General features: G+C 63.9%; 12 protein-coding genes and 1 pseudogene. 11 read left to right on the top strand and 2 right to left on the bottom strand.

Annotated features, from left to right (window positions below; translation table 11 throughout):
- Window positions 1-227: 227 nt before the first annotated feature.
- Window positions 228-1,289 (bottom strand): glycosyltransferase family 2 protein, encoded by a 1,062-nt coding sequence (locus tag ABIC78_RS21090; protein WP_354491875.1) that lies wholly within the window; start codon window positions 1,287-1,289, stop codon window positions 228-230.
- Entirely contained in the window at window positions 1,286-3,829 is a 2,544-nt protein-coding gene (locus ABIC78_RS21085; protein WP_354491873.1) for an aminotransferase class I/II-fold pyridoxal phosphate-dependent enzyme, read from the bottom strand. The genes ABIC78_RS21090 and ABIC78_RS21085 overlap by 4 nt, the downstream gene beginning before the upstream one ends.
- 488 nt (window positions 3,830-4,317) lie before the next feature.
- Between ABIC78_RS21085 and ABIC78_RS21080 the strand changes: the two genes are divergently transcribed.
- The 11 genes and pseudogenes from ABIC78_RS21080 to ABIC78_RS21030 all read left to right on the top strand — a co-directional run.
- Window positions 4,318-5,244, top strand: coding sequence for a LysR family transcriptional regulator (locus ABIC78_RS21080; protein WP_171794080.1), 927 nt, complete (start codon window positions 4,318-4,320; stop codon window positions 5,242-5,244).
- A gap of 183 nt (window positions 5,245-5,427) precedes the next feature.
- The gene (modA, locus tag ABIC78_RS21075; protein WP_354491870.1) at window positions 5,428-6,294 is read left to right on the top strand and encodes a molybdate ABC transporter substrate-binding protein; all 867 of its coding nucleotides are present in this window, start codon (window positions 5,428-5,430) and stop codon (window positions 6,292-6,294) included.
- Window positions 6,291-7,610, top strand: a complete 1,320-nt coding sequence (locus tag ABIC78_RS21070) for an MFS transporter (RefSeq protein ID WP_354491868.1) — start codon at window positions 6,291-6,293, stop codon at window positions 7,608-7,610. The genes modA and ABIC78_RS21070 overlap by 4 nt, the downstream gene beginning before the upstream one ends.
- A 78-nt stretch (window positions 7,611-7,688) precedes the next feature.
- Entirely contained in the window at window positions 7,689-9,140 is a 1,452-nt protein-coding gene (locus ABIC78_RS21065) for a DHA2 family efflux MFS transporter permease subunit (protein WP_169042131.1), read from the top strand.
- A 117-nt stretch (window positions 9,141-9,257) separates the two neighbouring features.
- On the top strand, window positions 9,258-9,578 hold the full coding sequence (locus ABIC78_RS21060; protein WP_028657923.1) for a hypothetical protein: 321 nt from the start codon (window positions 9,258-9,260) through the stop codon (window positions 9,576-9,578).
- A 24-nt stretch (window positions 9,579-9,602) separates the two neighbouring features.
- Window positions 9,603-9,962 (top strand): hypothetical protein, encoded by a 360-nt coding sequence (locus ABIC78_RS21055; protein WP_171795288.1) that lies wholly within the window; start codon window positions 9,603-9,605, stop codon window positions 9,960-9,962.
- 685 nt (window positions 9,963-10,647) lie between these two features.
- On the top strand, window positions 10,648-11,286 hold the full coding sequence (locus ABIC78_RS21050; RefSeq protein ID WP_354491865.1) for a hypothetical protein: 639 nt from the start codon (window positions 10,648-10,650) through the stop codon (window positions 11,284-11,286).
- A gap of 118 nt (window positions 11,287-11,404) precedes the next feature.
- Window positions 11,405-16,561 (top strand): NACHT domain-containing protein, encoded by a 5,157-nt coding sequence (locus ABIC78_RS21045; protein WP_354491863.1) that lies wholly within the window; start codon window positions 11,405-11,407, stop codon window positions 16,559-16,561.
- A 27-nt stretch (window positions 16,562-16,588) separates the two neighbouring features.
- A complete protein-coding gene (locus ABIC78_RS21040) occupies window positions 16,589-17,602 on the top strand; it encodes a hypothetical protein (protein WP_354491861.1) in 1,014 nt (337 codons plus the stop codon).
- Complete coding sequence (locus ABIC78_RS21035; protein WP_354491859.1) at window positions 17,596-18,351, top strand: hypothetical protein; 756 nt, start codon at window positions 17,596-17,598, stop codon at window positions 18,349-18,351. Before ABIC78_RS21040 ends, ABIC78_RS21035 begins: the two co-directional genes overlap by 7 nt.
- A gap of 172 nt (window positions 18,352-18,523) precedes the next feature.
- A pseudogene (locus tag ABIC78_RS21030) lies at window positions 18,524-19,241 on the top strand (IS3 family transposase); the annotation flags it as partial.

Here is a 19,241-nt window from a genome sequence, read left to right as displayed (position 1 = left end):
ACACAACCCTTCAGGAAACACCCGAAGAACCGGAAAAACCGGCTGAACCGCGTCGGTGAAGCGGCATATATGGACGGGTGGCACAGGCGTCAACGAGCATTTTTCCACATTCCATCCACAGCCACCAAAAACCCAGTATTTCCGGGACTTATTGGCGTTACATTTTTGTGATCAGCACCTTTTCGGCGGTGTTCGCGCGACTCACTGCAGCGGTTTGCGTGACAGAATCAGGCCTTTTTGAGTCGCGATGCCAGCGCGCGGCCCGTTCCGATCAGCAGCGACGTGGCCGAACGCATGCGCGAAGGTGGGTGTTGCGCCAACCCGGCCGGGCACAGCGCCACCACGTCTGCCCGCGACAGCGTGCCCGAACGCACGCAGGCATCGCCCAGCCGCCACCACAGACGGGCGTATTCTGCCAGAATCAAAGCCAGATCGGCGGCATCGGGCCGCCGCGTCGCCATGAAATGCCCATGGACCACCGCGACCAGCCGGCCCACCTCGGCCAGGGTATCGCGACAGGGCACCGGCACGCCGCCGGTGAAATGGTGCAGGACCAGATGCGCCGCCCGTGGCGAATCGGCCCCGAACAAGTCTGTATAAGGCTGGGCCAGAACGGCCGCCGCGCTCTGTTCCATCCGCGCGGTATAGCGCTGCGAGGCACCACCGGAATGGATGCGATAGGTTGCCAATGGCGTGTCGATCCGGGCAATCGCCCCGAACCGGGCGAGCCGGTGATAGAGATCGAAGTCTTCGGCATAGAGCCGATCGACCCGCTCGAACACGTCAAGCCGGCGGGCGGCTTCGGCCCGGAACATCACCGACGACCAGACCAGCGGATTGCCCAGTTGCAACCGCCAATCGATCAACGCCGGCGAGGTATGAAATGGTGCACGCGGCCCCGAGATCGCGCCAGCCTTGAGGATATCGACCGCAGAGGCCACGAGCACGACATGCGGGTTTGCCGCGAGAAACGCGTGCTGCACGGCAAACCGGGCCGGATGGCACAGGTCATCCTGATCCAGCCCGACGATGAACCGGCCACGCGCCGCCGCAAACGCCAGGTTGCGCGCCACTACCGGGCCGCCATTGCGCGGGGCCGCAATCACCCGCACGCGCGGATCTTCAACCTCGCGCAGGCGGGCCAGGGTATCATCGGTGGAACAATCGTCGACCACCACCAGTTCGAAATCGGGCAGGGTCTGGGCCAGGACACTGGCAATCGTGTCCCCGATCAGGGCGCCACCGTTGTAGGCGGCCATCACCACGCTGATCAGGGGCGTATCTGTCATGCCACGGCCTGGCGGGGTGCGGCGCTGGTGGCCGGCAGGACCGCATCGACGATCATCTGCCCCACATCATTCTGCCACAGCCACAGCCCATTGGCGTTGCCCCGGAAACTCGGCTCTCCACCCAGGGTGCCCCATGGCACGAAGCCGGCGGCAAGGCCGATGCCGTAGGCGCCGGGCACGATCTGCCCGGCGGCATCGCGCAGGCGGCAGTGGCGATCGACCATCGGGCCAGGCTGCGGGCCATCGCAGGCGAGCATGATCGGCGCGCCTGCCGCATCGAACAAGGGCAAGGCACGCGGCCGATAGCCGGTTGCCCCGATCACCACGTCGGCTGCGTCAAGCGCCGCGCGCGCCTCGGCCGGATCGTGCTGGTCCAGCTGCAACAGCGCCAGGCGCGGTTCCGGCGCGCGTCCGCCCACGGCCAGCATGCGCAGCACAAGTTCGCGCGCTTCCAGCCGGAACCCGGCGAGGCGATAGACAAAGCCGCTGACCGGGCAGATGTCCGCCTCGGTAAAATCGGTGAAGCCTTCGGCGAATGCCGCCTCGCGCGAGGGGTAGAACGGCCGCAACGGGCGACGATGCAAAAGAGTGATGCCCCCGGCGCCGAGCGACAGCGCAGGATCGGCCTTGAGCAGCAGGACCGCCGCCGCCAGCGCGCTGGTCGATCCACCAACGATGGCAATGCGCGGGGCGCTGTGCGGATTGCTCCGCGCCGCAAGCCGCTGGCGCAGCGCATCCATTCCGCCCAGCCGCAGGAACGCATCCGACAGCACGAGCCGATCGCCGGCGATATCGCCCAGCGTGCCCCCAGCCAGTGGCGCCGCGTGCACCGCCTTCGGGCATTGATAGCCGCCGGTGGCCAGCACGATATGGCGCGAGAGCAGCTCACGCGTCTGCCCCGCGCCATCCCGTACCGTCACTCGCCAGCGGCCGTCACTTTCCCGCTGGGCACGCAGCGCGGCATGCCCGGTCAGCACGCTGGCGCCATGGGCGAGAGCCACATCGCGCAACCGGTCTCCCGTCACTGCGAGCAGGTCTCCCGCCTCGACCAGCGGTGCGCCCAAGGCGCCGATGTGCCCGGCCATGGTCATGCCCGCCGGATGATCGATCAGCGCGGCAAGCTCGGGATGGGCATTGTCCTTGACCGCGCTGAGAAAGGTTTCGGCCGTGCTGTCGGAGCGGATGGCATACTGGCCCAGTTCGCCCCGCCCCAATGCCGGCCCCTGCTCCACCACGGCCAATCCTTCGGCCAGGACACCGAGCCGGTTCTGCTTGCTGGCGGCAGTCAGCATCGCTGTGCCGGCCGGGCCGCCACCGATCAGCACGGTTTCGAACGTCGCGCATGGCGGCATCGTCTGCTTATCCCCCTTTGGCCGCCCGTCAGCGCCCGGCGTGACCGCCGCGATGGCGGCCACGAGCTGTTCGATCACCGTATCGACATCGGCAAGGCTCATCCCATCGGTGATCGGCAGGGACAGCACGCGCGCGGCAAGGTCATCGCTCACCGGCACAGGTTCGATCAGGGCATGGTCGCGAAACCACGGCTGCATGCCCAGATGCGGGCTGAAATAGTGGCCGGCGCCCACGCCACGCTGGGCCAGGGCAGCAATCAGGGCTGGACGGTGTGCCGCCAGGTGCGCCGGCAGCAGCAATGACCAGAACTGGAACGCCTGCCGCCCCGCCGCCATCGGTGCCTGGGCGGCAAAGCCCGGCCCCAGCCGATCCAGGGCCGCGTGATAGGCATCGGCCAGCGCGGCACGATGGCTGCAGACGGCATCGAGTTCCGCCAGCTTGGCCATGGCGAGAACCCCGCCCACTTCCGACAGCTTGGCATTAAGGCCGGGCAGTTCCGCCGCGCGATCCGCGCCAAAGCCAAAATTGCTCATCCGCCGCAAGGCCGCGATCAGGTCGGTATTGCCGCTGTGGATCAGCCCGCCCTCACCCGTGGCGAACGTCTTGGTGGCATGCATCGAATAGACCACGGCGAACGGCGCGCCTGCGCCGAAATTGACGCCCTCGGCATCGCAACTGCCGAGTGAGGCAGCCGCATCGATGACCACGGCCACGCCATGGCGCCGGGCCAGCCAGGCATAGCGATCAAGATCGAGGCTGCGCCCGAATGCCGCGTAAGGCACGATCGCCGCCACGCGGGCGCCATGGCGCGCGAGCAGGCGCTCTTCCGCCTGGGGATCAGAGGCCCAGGTCTGCGGATCGACATCGTGGATCAGCGGCGTCAGGCCGGCCCATTCCACCGCCTGGGCCGTGGCGGCAAAGGTAAAGGCCGGCACCAGTGCCAGAGCGCCAGGGCGAAGACGCGGCCCGGCAGCATGCCGAAGGGCCAGGATCAGGCCCAGCGTGGCATTGCCGACGGCCAGGCAATCCCCCTTCCCGCCAAACAGCTGTGCCACCGCCGCTGCTTCGAACGCCCGCACCGCCGGCCCGCCGTTGCTGAAAATGCCACGCTGCTCAATCGCCGCAAGCTCGTCGGCCAGAGCGCTGAAGCGCGGGGGATTGGGGGCAATAAGTGGAATCGAGGGCATCGCAGGGCATCCCTGGCAGCAGGAAACACGCGCCTGTTTGCCTTGCCATCCCTAACATGCCGTTAGCAATGACTTTGATCGCCATGTCCAATGCCGAGACGGATTCATTGCGAAATACTAACGCGTCGCTGCGCCAACTTTGCCATCCGCGCTATTTTCGGGATTTGGTCGATGGCGAATGCAACCGCTGATCGGCTTCTACCAGCCGTGGCAGCACCGCCTTGGCCATCAGATCGTTGCCGGGTGTCGCCCGGTTACAAGCGCCTGCGGTGATCATAGCCACCCGCAACCGATACTTGGCTTCATTCACCACCGCGAACACTCCCGGTAGGCAACGATCTCGACCAGCGCACCCCGCTGGTCTGCATGGACGCGGGCATAATCGGCGATGGGCGCCTGTTCGAGCTGGGCAGCGCCGCGACGCATGCTTGGGAACAGGCCGTGATTTGCCGGTGCAACAACCGGCACGCGCGTGCTAAACGACCAGGGTGAGCCTGTTGAACTGCGAAATACTCGACCTGCGATCGCTGGTCGCTGTTGCCGAGTGCCGCAACTTCGTTCGCGCAGCGCACCAGCTCAATCTGTCGCAGCCCGCGCTCAGCCGCCGGGTACAGAAGCTGGAAGCGCTGGTGGGAGAGGCGCTGTTCGAACGCAGCACCCGTAGCGTTCGCCTGACCCCGGCCGGCCAGCAGATCATGCCACTGGTCCGCCGCCTGCTCGACGAAATCGACACCTCGCTCCTTGGCAAGATGGCGCTGGGCGAGCGGCAGGACGGGCGGATCGTGCTGGCCAGCATACCCAGCGCAACGGTTCGCTTTCTGCCAAGCGTGCTCGAGCAATTCGGGCGGGATTATCGCAATGTGCGGGTAAGGGTGCTGGACCTTTCCGCGACAGAGTGCGCCGAGGCGGTTCGCACCGGCGCGGCGGAATTTGGCCTTGCGCTGCCGGTCTCGAGCGACGCCGATCTGGTGTTCGAACCGCTTTACAACGATCACTATGGACTGGTCTGCCGCAAGGATGACCCGCTGGCGGCAATCGACAAGCCGCGCTGGGAAGACCTGGTGGGACTGCGGTTGGTGACGGTCCATACGGGAAGCGGAAACCGCACGACGTTGGACGCGGGCCTGGCACCGCTCAATCTCGATCTGCGGTGGTTCTACGAAGTTACCCGGCTCACCTCGGCCCTGGCGCTGGTCGATGCCGGGTTGGGTGCGTCCATCCTGCCACGGCTGGCGTGCGAAGGGCCAGAGGCGCGCGATCTCGTCTGGAAGCCGCTGCAGGGCGCGACAATCTTCCGCACCATCGGCGTTTTGCGTCGTCCTGCCGTCGCATTGTCTCCTGCCGCGCATCGGCTGCTCGGCCTGCTCTGTGACGCCTGGCGGGAGCGCGGAAGGAACGACACCATTCCAGATTGAAGGCAGCATAGCGGCTGGGGGGCCGGCCGAAGGCGCATGATTTATGCGCTTAACGCATAAAGAGTGCCGATCGTTGCATTTGATGAAACGGCCATATTCTGACTTCCTGTTGCTGCCGTGAAGCTGCCGCCCCTTTGTCAACGGTGGCGGCTTTAGCGGGTCGAGCAAGCAGTGAGAGGATATATGAACGCGCCAACTATCGCCCATGCGCGTGCGCGCCAGACCCCGAACAAGCTGCGCCGCATGCTGGGAAGGTTGCTGCTGCCCATGGCGGCGCTGGCCGGATGCAGTGCCAACACGCCTGCCAGCACACCCGCACCACACGGGCCGCACACGGAACTGCGGGTGTTGACCTCGGGCGGCTTCACCTCCGCCTTCGCGCGCCTGTCGCGGCAGTACGAGCGGGAAACCGGCGTCCACATCGTCACCGCACACGGTCCCTCGATGGGCGAGACCCCGCAAGCGATCCCACACCGCCTGGAACGCCACGAACCTGCTGACGTCGTCATCCTGGCCAGGTCTGCGCTCGACACGCTGACTGCCGACGGTTCCATCATGCCTGGTACGCAAACGGATCTCGTGCTGTCCAAGATCGCCGTCGCGGTGAAGGCTGGCGCGCCCGCCCCCGACATCAGTACGACCACAGCAGTCCGCTCGGCGCTGCTCGCCGCCAGGTCCGTGGCATGGTCCGACAGCGCTTCGGGCGTCTATATCCAGACGACGATGCTCGACAAGCTGGGCATCGCCGATCAGGTCCGCCGCAAGGGCCGGATGATCCCCGCAACGCCCGTCGGCCAGATTGTCGCCAGTGGCGAGGCAGAGCTGGGCTTCCAGCAACTGAGCGAGTTGAAGCCGGTCAAGGGTATCCGCATCGTCGGCCTGCTGCCGGCCGACCTGCAAAAGGTCACGGCCTTTTCCGCCGGCGTCGTCGCCTATTCGCCCCATCCTGCCGACGCGAAGGCGCTCATTGCCTACCTCGCCTCTCCCAAGGCCAGTGCCATCATCCGCAAGAGCGGACTCGAGCCTGCACCGCAGAAGGTTCAGCCATGACCCAAGCTTCCGCCGCAAATCCGCCGCCAGCGACACCGGCAGCGCCACGGGCCAGCACGCGTTCGGCCTTCACGTCGATCTTCATCGTTTCCAGCGGCAACTTCCTGGAAATGTTCGACTTCATGGTATTCGGCTATTACGCCACCTACATCGCCAAGGCGTTTTTCCCAACCGGCAGCGCATTTGCCTCGCTCATGCTGACGCTGATGACGTTTGGCGCGGGCTTCCTCATGCGTCCCGTCGGCGCGCTGGTCCTGGGCGCCTACATCGACAATCACGGCCGCCGCAAAGGTCTCTTGCTGACACTGGGCCTCATGGCATCGGGCACGCTGGCCATCGCCATCACGCCCACCTATGCGCAGATCGGCCTGGCCGCACCGATCATCATCCTGCTCGGTCGCCTGGTGCAGGGCCTCTCTGCCGGTGTCGAGGTGGGCGGCGTATCGGTCTATCTCAACGAGATCGCACCACCGCACCGCCGGGGCTTCTTCTGCGCGTGGCAGTCGGCAAGCCAGCAAGCCGCCGTGGTCTTCGCGGCACTGATCGGCCTGCTCGTCTCAAACTCGCTCGATGCCGCAACGATGCAGGCGTGGGGCTGGCGTGTGCCGTTCGTCATCGGCTGCATCATGGTCCCGTTCCTGTTCGTCATCCGTCGTCACATGGAAGAGACCGAGGCGTTCCTCAACCGCAAGGAGCACCCACAGCTCAACCAGATCGTGGGCATCGTCGCTGCGAACTGGGGCCTGGTGCTCAAGGGCACGTTGATGGCGGTGATGACCACCGTGTTCTTCTACATGATCACGGCCTACACGCCGACCTTCGGCAGCAAGGAACTCGCGCTGTCCTCGGGTGAAAGCCTGTTCGTCACCGCGTGTGTCGGGCTTGCCAACTTCACGCTGCTGCCGGTCATGGGGGCGCTGTCCGACAAGGTTGGGCGCAAGCCGCTGCTGATCACGGCCACCGTGCTGGGCGGATTGCTGGCCTACCCGCTGATGAGCTGGCTGGTCGCAGCGCCAAGCTTTGGCAGACTGCTGGCGGTGGAACTGCTGCTGGCGGCCATCTACGCCACCTACAACGGCGCGTTCATCGTCTTCCTGACCGAGATCATACCGGCGCACGTCCGCACCGTGGGCTTCAGCCTGGCCTATAGCCTGGCGACGGCGATCTTCGGTGGCTTCACCCCGGCTATCAGCACCGCATTGATCGGCGCCACCGGTGACAAGGCAATCCCGGGGGCATGGTGCGCCGCGGCCGCCCTGCTCTCGCTGCTCGCGCTTGTGATCGGCGGCAAGCACGCGGCCCGCGCCAAGGACTGACCCCTGCCCTTCTCTTCAACACAATGCGGGCCGTCTTCTGGAACATGACCCGCACGGTTCTCTCGTCAGGATAAGGGATTGAACGCAAACACGGATAGGGCGATCGAACGGTCCGCGGGGCTGTGGCAGCGCATCGCGGCGCGTCCTCGCACGTTCAGGAGCACGGCGCTGGTCGTCGCTTCGGCCATGTTCATGCAGCAACTGGACAGTACCGTGCTGACCGTGGCGCTGCCCACCATGGCCCGGGATCTGGGCGTGGCGGCGCCAACGCTGAGCCTTGCGCTGACCAGCTATCTGATCGCGCTGGCCCTGTTCATTCCGGCCAGCGGCACACTTGCCGATCGATTCGGATCGCGCATCGTGTTCTGCCTGTCCATTGCCATCTTCCTCGTTGGATCGGTGGCCTGCGCGCTGGCCTTCAACCTGCCATCGCTTGTCGCGGCACGGTTCCTGCAGGGCATCGGCGGGGCGATGATGGTGCCGGTCGGCAGGCTGGTGGTCTTGCGCAGCGTCGACAAGAGCGAGATCGTCCAGGCGCTGTCGTGGCTGGTCATGCCGGCCCTCGTTGGCCCGATCCTCGGGCCTCCGCTCGGCGGCATGATCGTAACCTGGTTCGATTGGCGCTGGATCTTCTACATCAATATCCCGATCGGCATTGCCGGTATCGTCTTTGCCATCATGCTGGTGCCCAACATCCACGGATTGCAGGCGCGGTTCGATTGGGCCGGCTTCTTCCTGTCCGGGGCGGCACTCGCTTGCATCCTGTTCGGGCTGGAGCTCGCCAGCCGCAGCGGCACGGGGACCGTGGCCCTCGCCCTGCTGCTTCTCGGCAGCCTGCTTGCCGCAGCCTACCTGCTCCATGCGCGCCACACCCAGAACCCGATCCTCGACCCTGCGCTGCTGCGCACCACCAACTTCCGTCTGTCGGTCATTGCAGGATCGCTGGCGCGCATCACCCAGGGCGCGCAGCCGTTCCTCCTGCCGCTGCTGTTCCAGCTTGGCTTCGGCTTTTCCGCGGCGCTGACCGGGACGCTGACCGTCTCGGTCGCCATCGGCGGGCTGGCGATGAAGACGCTGGCCCCGCGCATCCTGCGGCGCTGGGGCTTTCGTCGCAGCCTGATCGTGTCCGGATTGGCGGGGACGGCGGGCTATGCGTTGTGCGGCGCATTTCGACCGGAATGGCCCTTGCCGCTGATCGCCCTGATCCTGCTCGTCGCCGGGTTCTTCACCTCGTTCCAGTTCACCGCTTACAACGCCATCGCCTATGCCGATATCGACGAAGCACGCATGAGTTCGGCGACCAGCTTCTATGCCACGTTCCAGCAATTGAGCATGTCGCTCGGCATCTGCCTCGCCGCAGCGACGCTGGAACTGGCCCCGCGGATGGCCGGTCGCGGGGTGCTGACGCTCGGTGATTTTTCCCTGGCCTTCCTCCTGGTATCCGTCATCTCGGGCAGTGCCATCATCTGGAACCGCAGGTTTGCGGCAGAGGCAGGCCAGGCTCTCACCAAACCCGCAGCGGCTCCGTGACGCTTCCGGCAAGAAGTGCCCCGGCGCCCATGATCAGACGGCGCACGTCTCTTTCCCATCGATCATACGGTCGACATTGCCGTGGCTTGGCGACGGAATCCTGCTAACCGCATCGCCATGTCAAACATGCACAGGCTTGCCGGTACCGTCGAGGTTGACGGGCTTCGCTACGATTGGGAACTGCGACGCGAGCCGCAATGGAGCGAGTTTGATGGCTGGCGGGGCATGGCCGTTGCCTTGCTCCAGCAAGATGCCCCGCGTGGCGCGATCCTCGAATTTCCCACTCCCAAGCGCCTGCTGAAAGGCTTGCCGCCCAGCCGGCTGCAAATCAGCGACGCCCTGGTGTCACGCGGCATTCGCGCCGCCCTGCTCGCCGGGTGGGAGCCGATGTCGCGCGGCAAGACCATGGTGTTCGTCGTCGATGCAGACGGGAACTAGGCCGTTACCAGCTTGGAGAGCATGATGAGCAGTTCGGCAAAACCCTGGCAAAGCGACGTGGTCTGCACATGGTTGGAATGCCGCATCGACGCCGCACGACTGGATCAGATCGCGGCAGACCGGCGGGGATATGAAGGCCAGGACGACTATGACAAGGCAGCCGCCGAGGAATGGGTCTGCCGCGCCGTAAAGGCAGCCGCGCGCCAGGGCGACCAAACCGCCTTCGCCGCCCGCCTCAAGCACTTGCTGGGGCAGGACGACTATCAGACCACGGGCATCTATGACGACCGGCGCTTTGAAAGATATGTCCGCGCCAACCTCAGGAAACTGGCCAAGATGGCCAAGACCAACGTCGGGTTCGAGAACACCTTGCGCTATCAATGAGCAGCGCTGGCGCCGCAGCCGCATCACCCAGCCGCGCGCGCACCTGACCACGCCCAATCGCGAGGTCTATTGCCGAGGTCGCCTGCGGCAGGTGAGACCGAAATCGGCACTGTATGGGATGAAACCCAGCCCGAGCCGGAATCGAATTGCGTTTATAACATCATGATAAATAATAGTAAATTTAATGCGTGTACATACCTGTCCATCAGCCCGCCCATCAAAGCCAATTTCTAAAATTTCAATCTCGGTTCTATTCCGAATGCCGGAATCGAACTGATTTCAGCCGCGATTCGCCGCCCTGATTCGGCATCGTTAATTGACGAAACAATAAGATCAAAGCATCAATGCATGCTGCCGAGATGCGCTGCTAAGCTCGCGCTACTAGCGCCACTATTCCGGACGTTCGGGCCGTTGATCAGGGCATCGGAACCGGCCGTTTACAGCGGCAGCTGCACTGCTGAACAACGAGGGCTGGGACGAAGCCATCGCATTCACCGCGACATTCCAAACGGCAGTGCGTGTCAGAAGTAGACCTTCAGCCCATGGCCAACCAAGCCATGGATCGAGGAACAGGGCAATTGCTGCTAATCCACTTTCTGACGACAGCCGGGAGAAGGAGGCTCTCATTCAGCCGACCTTGCCACCCGATGACCCGCCTTTGATAAATCGCAAAGGAGTGTAAGAAATGATTATGGCGATTGGGGTGAGCATGGCGGAGCCGAGAAAGAGTCTGTCGGGGCGACCGGACATCCTGTTGATGATTCAGGACGGCCTGCCCGACAGCATTGAGTCTGATATTCGAGCCCATCTCAACGAACCCGGATTGAACCTCGGGGTTATCCGGCATCCTGGCGGCCCTTATGCCGGAGTTGAGCTCTACCTTCCAACCGCTCTGGCTCTTTTCGTCGCCGCCGGGTTTTTCAATGGAGTTCTGCAAGAGGCCGGCAAGGATGCCTATGCCGCCTTCAAGGGCGCAGCAATTGAGCTGTGGCGGAATGCCTCAGGCCTGACCGTTACCGCAGTTGGAACGTCAGAGAAAGTTTCGCCGACAGAGCGCTACTCACTTGCCTATTCGATCACCGGCGAGATGGTGCCCGGCTTAAATTTCAAGTTTGTGATCCAGACAGAAATTGATGCGGAGACAGCGGAAGCCGGCATCGGCGCGTTTGTCGATCTCATTCGCGATCTATTGAATGATCGCTTGGCCGAACCGGATATCAGTGCCTTGCTAACCTACAAGCCGGTAAGCGGAACTGTGCTGGTGACCTTCGATGCCGCGAGTCGAAAGATTATTCCAGTGAACGGGTTCGAAAGGCCCGCTTGATCTGCTCTGCAGTTGCGCTGCGACGGCGACCCGATGCCCAAAAAGATTCGATTGAAGGTGGTGCACACGCTATCGAAGCAACATACGACCTGATAGCCGCGACGAGACAGCGAGCACCATGGATCACGCGCCCGAAGACCAAGCAAAGGCAATGGAAAACGGCTTCAGTCCCGTCGGGCGTGGAGGTGCCGGAACCTATATCGAGGGCGAACTTGGCGCCTTTTATCTTCTCCAGATGCTGGCGGGCAGTGAAGCGCGTGGACTACCGGACGCGCGGATCGAACGGGTGCAATTTCAGGGCGTCGATGAAGGCTATGCGCTGGACGATCTGATTATTCATGGCGTGTCGGACAAAGGTAGCTCGCTGCTTGAGATCCAGTCGAAACGCACCATCACCTTCGCGCCGAAGGACAGCCTCTTCGAGGGTGTCTGCGACCAGATCGTGAGGAGTGACCCGGCCAGCAAGCCGACCGATCGCCATCTTCTCGCCGTCGCCACCCAGCGCACCAGCTTCGCGATTTCTGGCCCCTATCAGGACGTGCTCGAACGGGCGCGCAGGGCGGAGTCAGGTGCCCAGTTCTTTGCGACACTGGCGCGCAAGGGCGTCGCCAGTGTCGCTATGCGCAATTTCGCCCAGACGTTCCGCACCCATCTCGTCGCCTTTGGCGTAGCGGATGATGACGAGGCTATCTGGGCCATCGTCCGACGGTTCCTGATCCTTGAGTTCGACTTCGAGTCCGGCGCCCCGCAGGCCCGGGCTCATGCGCTCACGCTCGCCGGACAGGTGCTGGCCCCCGAGGACGCGGCCCGCGCCGAGGCCCTTTGGAGCAATCTCATCGAACTGGTGATTCTGACCGGCAAGACCGGAGGGTCGCTCACGCGCGACGAGCTGGTCGCGGCGCTGACGGCGCGCAGCTTCCGCCTAGCCGGTACTCGACACTATGCTTTGGCGCGCGCGCGGTTGGCGGAAATGTCGCGCTTCGCGCTGATGGACATCGGCACGACAGTCGGCGGCATCAACCTGCCACGCTTAGGTGCGCTCGCCGCGCTCGACGCGGCGCGCGACACGCACCGCTTCATCGAGATCACGGGCAAACCCGGTGCCGGCAAATCCTATGTGCTGCGCCACTTTGCTGAGCGACAAGGGCGAGAGGCGCACGTTATCGTCCTCGATCCGGTCGGGACGCCCGATGGCGGCTGGGCTGCGCTCGCTCAGCACCTCGATGTGCCTGGGACCGCCAAGGATTTCCTCGGCGATCTTGCCGCAAGCGGCGGCGGAATCCTGTTTATCGACGGGCTTGAAATGTTTGCGTCAGCGGAGCGTCGGCGTACCGTCAACGACGTCTTGCGCGAGATAGTCGGGATCGAGGGTTTCTCGGTCGTCGTCTCGACCAGACCTGACATTGGCGTCGAGGGCAGCGACTGGCTCGCCGAAGACGCGCTTACCGTGCTCGGCAAGCCTTATCAGGTCATCGTCGGCGAACTCGACGACGACGAAGTCGCCGTCTTGAGCGCGGCAGCGCCAGAGTTGCGCGTCCTGCTTGCACCCAGGCACCCCGCCGCCGACATTGCGCGCAATCTCTACCGCCTGACCCAGTTGCTGAAAGTGCCGAGCACGGTCGAGGTCCGCACCGAAACGGCGCTGGCCGACCATTGGTGGCGGACCGCCGATGGCGCGAAGCCCGAGGATGTCCGTCCGGCCCAGCGCCTCCTCGCCGCGCTGGCCGAGGCAGCGTTGGCCGGGCGCGACACGATTGAGGCGACCACAGATTCATCGGCGCGCGATCATCTGCTGCGTAGCCTGACCCTGAGCGAACCGAAGCGCGATCAGCTCGGCTACTATCATGACGTGCTGCGCGACTGGGCGATCGGGGCGCGGCTGCACGAAGACATCACGCTCCTTAATGAGGTCGACCTGAGCGTGCCGCCCTCATCGCGACTGGCGCGCGGGATCGAATTTGCGGCCCGGTTTGCGCTGGAGAAAGGACAGGATTGCGCGGGCTGGCAGAGCCTTCTGGACGCTCTGTCCCGCCCGGGTGCCCACGATGCGTGGCGGCGTCAGGCCCTGATGGCGATCGTCCGGTCCGAGCGGGCCGAGGAGCTTCTGAACCGGTGCAGCGCGACCTTGCTCGCCCGGGGTGGCGCACTGCTGGTCGAACTCTCCACCGCCATCAGTGTGGTGGAAACGGTCTCGATGGCGGAGCTTATCGCGAAGGCCGCGGCGCAGGGCGCGGAGATATCTATGGCCCCGGGAACGCTGCGGACGTCATCTACGGCCTCTGCGCCCTGCCTGCTGATGTGGTGCCTCGATCACGCTGCAGAGATCCCGGTCCAGGCGATCGCAGCCGTCGTCAAGCTCGTAGAGATTCAGTTATTCCTCCTGATGCCGCCGACGAACTACGGACGGGCGGCAGCGAAGATGCTGTTCGGATGGCTGCTCCAGCTCGATCTTCGGACAACCCCGATCACGATCCCATCTCCGCCCGATGCATCCAGGCTTGAGGGCCAAGGCCGCCAGCGGATGGTCGACGAGCTTCGCTCCATGACACTGTTACTGGCCGCAAACGCGCCGGACGAAGCCAAGGCCTATCTTACAGGGGCAGCTGCTGAGAGGAATCGCTATAAGGCGAAAGACATCCGGCCATTCAGCCGGGTGCTGGCGACAGTCGCCCCCGCCGAACTCGCCGCATTGGTCGTGGCAACCCTGATCGAGACACCGAATCCGAAGCGCTCGCGACGCGATACCATGGGTCGCGCGCTGAGTTTCAGCGATACCGACTATATGCCGCCATCCCCGGCGCAGCCGCCGTTCCTTGATCTGCTCGACGCCGCACCGGATGTCGGCCTCTCGCTCATTCGCAAGCTCGTGGCCACGGCGGTGACGTTTCATGCCAACGGACAAACGACGGAGACGAACGGCTATACGATCGTCCTTAATGGGAAGCCGCGCTTCTTCCCTTGGCCTCAAACCTATTTCTGGTCGCGCGATCAGGCGCGGGATTATTCCGCAGCGTCAGGGCTCATGGCGCTGGAGGCCTGGTCGCAGGAGCGGCTCGACAGAGGCGAAGATGTACAGACGGTCCTCAGCGATATTCTGGGGTCGGAGGGAAGCTGCGCTGCCTATCTCTTGATTGCGATCGATGTCCTCCTGTCACATTGGCCCGACACCCGTGACGCGCTCGTTCCGTTCATGGCCTGCCCCGACCTACTCGCCAATGATCGCACACGCTCGACGCACGAGGCGCTCGGCCGCATGCTCCATGGGCAGAGGGAGCCCGCCGGTCGGGTCAAGCTCGCCGATCTGGCGAAACGCCCCTCGCGCGGCGTGATCCTCGAGCAGCTTCTCCCATACTACATTGCCGATGACGACTGCGGGCGCCATCTCTGCGCGCTGCTGGGCGAGGCTGTGGCGAAGATCGGTCTTTATGCCGACCACGCCAGCTTCGGTGATCCCGCATTCATGGGGGCCTATGCGCTCAATATGCTGGACCGGAGCAATTGGGTCGAGGTCGATGGCGGCCTTGGCTATCGGTCACCGCCAGCCGAAGCGGAGCATCTTGCGAAGCTGGAGGAAAGTCGGCTGAAGCTCGTTCAATCGAGCAATCTCGACGCAAAGATTCACCTCGCGACGAACGACCCGGCGAATGGGTCGGCGGAGATCGCCCGGGAGGCGGTGGACTACGCTGCCGGCGCGTTGCCCGATTATGCCGACACGGACGCCCTGAAAGCGCGAACGACCCGCCTGATTGCGACGGCCATGCTGGTCGCCCGGGACGGTGACGACACGCTGTTGGAACAGCACGAAGCCTGGGTCCGGGTGGTCATCGCCAAGGCGCTGCAAGAGCAGACCGATTCTTACGGTTCCTCGGAGATGTTGCAGTTCAATCGGCCGGGGCTGGGCATCTGCGCGCTCATCCATCTCTGGCACCGGCGCCGGCTGCCCGCAGATCGCAACCTTTTGGTCGAAGCCGCAGCCCGCTCCGATCGCGCTGGCGTACCGGCCTTCGCCGCGGCGTTAGCGCGCGTCAACGAGACTGATCCCCGCGTTTTGAAATCGGTCATCCGGATTGCGTTCTCGTGTCAGCGTTGGCGGTGGAGTCCCTATGACAAAGATCCGGCCGACGGCACAGCGTATGAAACGGAGAAGGCGCGCCGCGATGGAGAGGCGGTCGCGACAGAGATCGCCTGGCTCGATGGCGGGCCGGAGCCGGCTTGGCCCGTCCTCCCGGATGATGCGCCGTCTATTCGGAATGGGTCTCGGCTGCGGCTCCCCACCGATGGCGACGGGATCGACGTCGACGGAGATGACGAGACTTGGACGCCTCGGTCCAAAAGGGCGTCGGTCCATGTCGATGCACAGGGCATCGCAAAATGGCTCAGCCTCCTGAATGTCGAAACCAAGGGCACGCCTGGTTGGTACGAGGAATTGATCGACGGCTATGCCCCTTGGTCGGCGCGGCTCAACGGCCATGGGTATCCAGCTCGCGCCGAGTTGGATCGGACGCCGGACGACTGGAACCATCATTTCTATGTCCTATTCGCGGCAATGCTGATGGACGCGGACGAAGCACGGTTCGAACGCCACCTCCGGCCGATCATCGAGCTTCCCGATCGGTCGTTCTGCGATGTCCTCGATACGCTCGTTCACGCAGCCGACGTTCGCTATTTCAACGATCGGGACCGGACGGCCGATCGGGCTTGCGACCTGCGCGGGCGGTTGGTCGCGCGGACAATCGGGCTTGCGCGATGGGCTCGGGATGGTCGTCCCGGCGATCTTCGGATCGATTTCGAGACCGGGCCGGCGATCGCGAAGTTGCTGATGAACACCTACAACCCGTTCGCCAGCACCGAGAGCTATCTGGTTCCCGCGGTGATCGACCGGCTCGATCCGCTGCTGGACACGTTGCGGCCATTGCTTTCTAGTGGTCCGACCCCGTTCGTGGCGATGTGCACGATGAACAGCCTGTCGGTCGCACCAACGGTTCGTCACCTCGATTTCCTGCTGTTCGCGGTTGAGACTTGGCTAGACGTCGTCCAAGCCGATCCGTCGATGTGGCATTCACTCGGTATCGGGCGAAAGGTCGCCCAATGGTTCGAAAAGGCTGCCGAAGAGGATGTCACCCTGTTGCGGCGCGACCATCCCGAGCGCGCGCGCATCGACGCCGTGCTCGGCCGACTGGTCAGCCTGGGTGTGTCCGAAGCCCATGAAATAGAGCAGCGGATCGCTGCCGAACAAGCGGGAACCATGCTATCTAACATTGAAGTGGATATTTAACACCACTGCTGTTAGATATCCGGTGCGATGTTAGATGAATTTCCTGACCTGCGATTACGCGCGCTGGCGAACGCATCGGAAACTTATGCGCGCGAGGCTTTCGATGCGCACCTCCATCTCGATCCCATAAAGCCCCTCGGGCTCCCGCACTTCTTGTATGATCGCTATGCCTTGTGGCACGGGGAACTGCTCGATAGCCCGACCGTGTTCATCGTTCCGCAAAGCGGCGGAATAGGCGGTGTTGACGAGTTCCTGAAGCATCGGGACCAGATGCGACGCCATATCGATGCCCGCCTGTTCGTGCTGTTGCTCGAAGCTGTACCGGCGGCATTGCGTCGGCGCCTCGTGGAGAAGCGCGTCGCGTTCATCTCGCCGGGCGCACAATTCTATGTGCCTGAAGCGTTTGTCGACCTGCGCGAGACCTATTCCAGCGAACCGGGACCGTCGTCCGAGCAGGTGTTTCCCACCACTCAGGTCGTAATTCTGGCCGCCCTGCTTGGGCACGATGTGAACGATGCCAGCCTGACCCAGCTCGCCGAGCGCTACCAAGTCGCGATCATGAGCATGAGCCGGGCGTTCGATGAACTGGAAGCGCTCGAACTGGCGCGGCCGCACCGCGTCGGCCGCCAACGTCGCCTCAGCCTTCGCTTTGGTGGCGGCGACCTTTGGCGCGCGGTCGAGGGGCGCTTACAATCGCCGGTGCGCAAGACTCGTTATGTCACGGGTGATCTGCCCCTGAACGAGGCGGTGTTGGCGGGCGAAAGCGCCCTTGCGCGATATACGATGCTCAACGAACCGCGAATTGAATGCAGGGCGGCGCCGGCCGCCGCATGGAAGCGGATGGCGCGGCATTACGGATTGGAAACTGCCTGGGCCTATGACGAGCGCCGGATCAAGGTCCAGACATGGGCCTATGATCCCCAAGTCCTTAGCGACAACGAGGTTGCCGACCGACTTTCGCTCTATCTGAGCGCACGGCATGACGCCGACGAACGAGTCGCGCAGGCAGCCGATCACCTTTTGGAGCCCTTTGGATGGTAGCTGGCGTCGACCGCTTTCGCGCACATTTTTCCGGCCATGAGCACCAGTATGTTCTGATCGGCGGAGCGGCATGCGAGCTGATCATGGAGGAAGCCGGTCTCGATTTCCGCGCGACCAAGGATCTCGATATTGTTCTCATCGTCGAGGCGCTCGACCCCGCATTCTCAGAGACGTTCATGGCCTTTGTCGAGGCAGGCGGATACGAGCTCCGGCAGCGGAGCGAAGGCGGACGGATTCTCTACCGGTTCGCCAAACCGTCGGGCGAGGGCTACCCGGCGATGTTAGAGCTATTCTCCAATGCACCGGAAGGATTTGAGCTGGCGCCCGGTAGCCAGCTCACGCCGATTCCGATCGCCGAGGAAGCTGCGAGCCTGTCGGCCATCCTGCTCGACGCCGACTATTACGCGTTTCTCAAGACGATGGGGCGGTCGCTGGACGGCGTGCCGGTTCTCGACGAAGCCGGCCTTATTCCCTTCAAGGCGCGTGCCTGGGTTGATCTCAGCCGCCGTCGTGCGGAGGGCGAGAAAGTCGACGACAGAGACGTAAAGAAGCACCGCAACGATGTGGCGCGCCTGCTCCAGCTCCTGAGCGCGGAGGCGACGTTTGACCTACCCGAGAAGATCAAGGCCGATATGCAAGCGTTCATTGACGCCCTCGCCGGGCAGGACGATTTCACGCCGAAGCGGTTTGGCGTCGCGATGACCAGAGAGGTCGTTATCGATCGGCTGCGCCACGCCTATAACCTCTGAGACTTACGGGGGCGTAACAGCACCCGGGTCGACCGCGGTGATGGCCAACACGATTGGCCGGCCTTTACCGTCGCGCCGCAAGTCCGCCTGTTGGAGCAGTGTAGCAGGTGACGTGCTCCCCTGAAATGTGACCGATTTTGAGTAGAGTCCGACGCGAAGGAGTCGGACGGATATGAAGCGGAGCAGGTTCAGCGAAGAGCAGATCATTGCGATCTTGAAGGAGCAGGAGGCTGGGATGGCGACGGCGGACGTGTGCCGCCGCCATGGGATCAGCTCGGCGACGTTTTACAAATGGAAGTCGAAGTATGGCGGCCTGGAGGTGTCCGAGGCACGACGACTGCGCGCGCTCGAGGACGAGAACGCGAAGCTGAAGAAGCTGCTGGCCGAGGCGATGCTGGACAACGTGGTGCTGAAGGATCTAGCCACAAAAAAATGGTAACGCCCGGCGCTAAGCGGGAAGCCGTCGCTCATGCTCGTGAACACCACGGGCTGAGCGAGCGTCGGGCGTGCAACCTGGTCGGTGTGAGCCGGCGGGTGATCCGGTATCGATCGTCGCGGCCGGACGATGGTCCGCTGCGGCAGCGTCTTCGCGAACTGGCGGCGGAGCGTCGCCGGTTCGGCTATCGGCGTCTGGGCTATCTGCTGGCGCGCGAGGGCATTACGCCCAACCACAAGAAGCTGTTGCGGGTATATCGCGAAGAGAACCTGCGGGTACGCCGCCGCGGTGGCCGCAAGCGCGCCTTGGGCACTAGGGCACCGATGGTGCTGCCGGATGGACCGAACCAGCGCTGGTCGCTCGACTTCGTCTCCGATACCCTGACCTGCAGCCGGCGGTTCCGCATCCTGTGCGTGGTCGACGACTACACGCGGGAATGCCTGGCGCTGGTGGC

Source organism: Novosphingobium sp. 1529, assembly GCF_040544855.1.
GTDB classification, from domain to species: domain Bacteria; phylum Pseudomonadota; class Alphaproteobacteria; order Sphingomonadales; family Sphingomonadaceae; genus Novosphingobium; species Novosphingobium capsulatum.
Note: the sequence above shows the minus strand (reverse complement) of the source record. Positions and strands in the feature narration are given on the sequence as shown.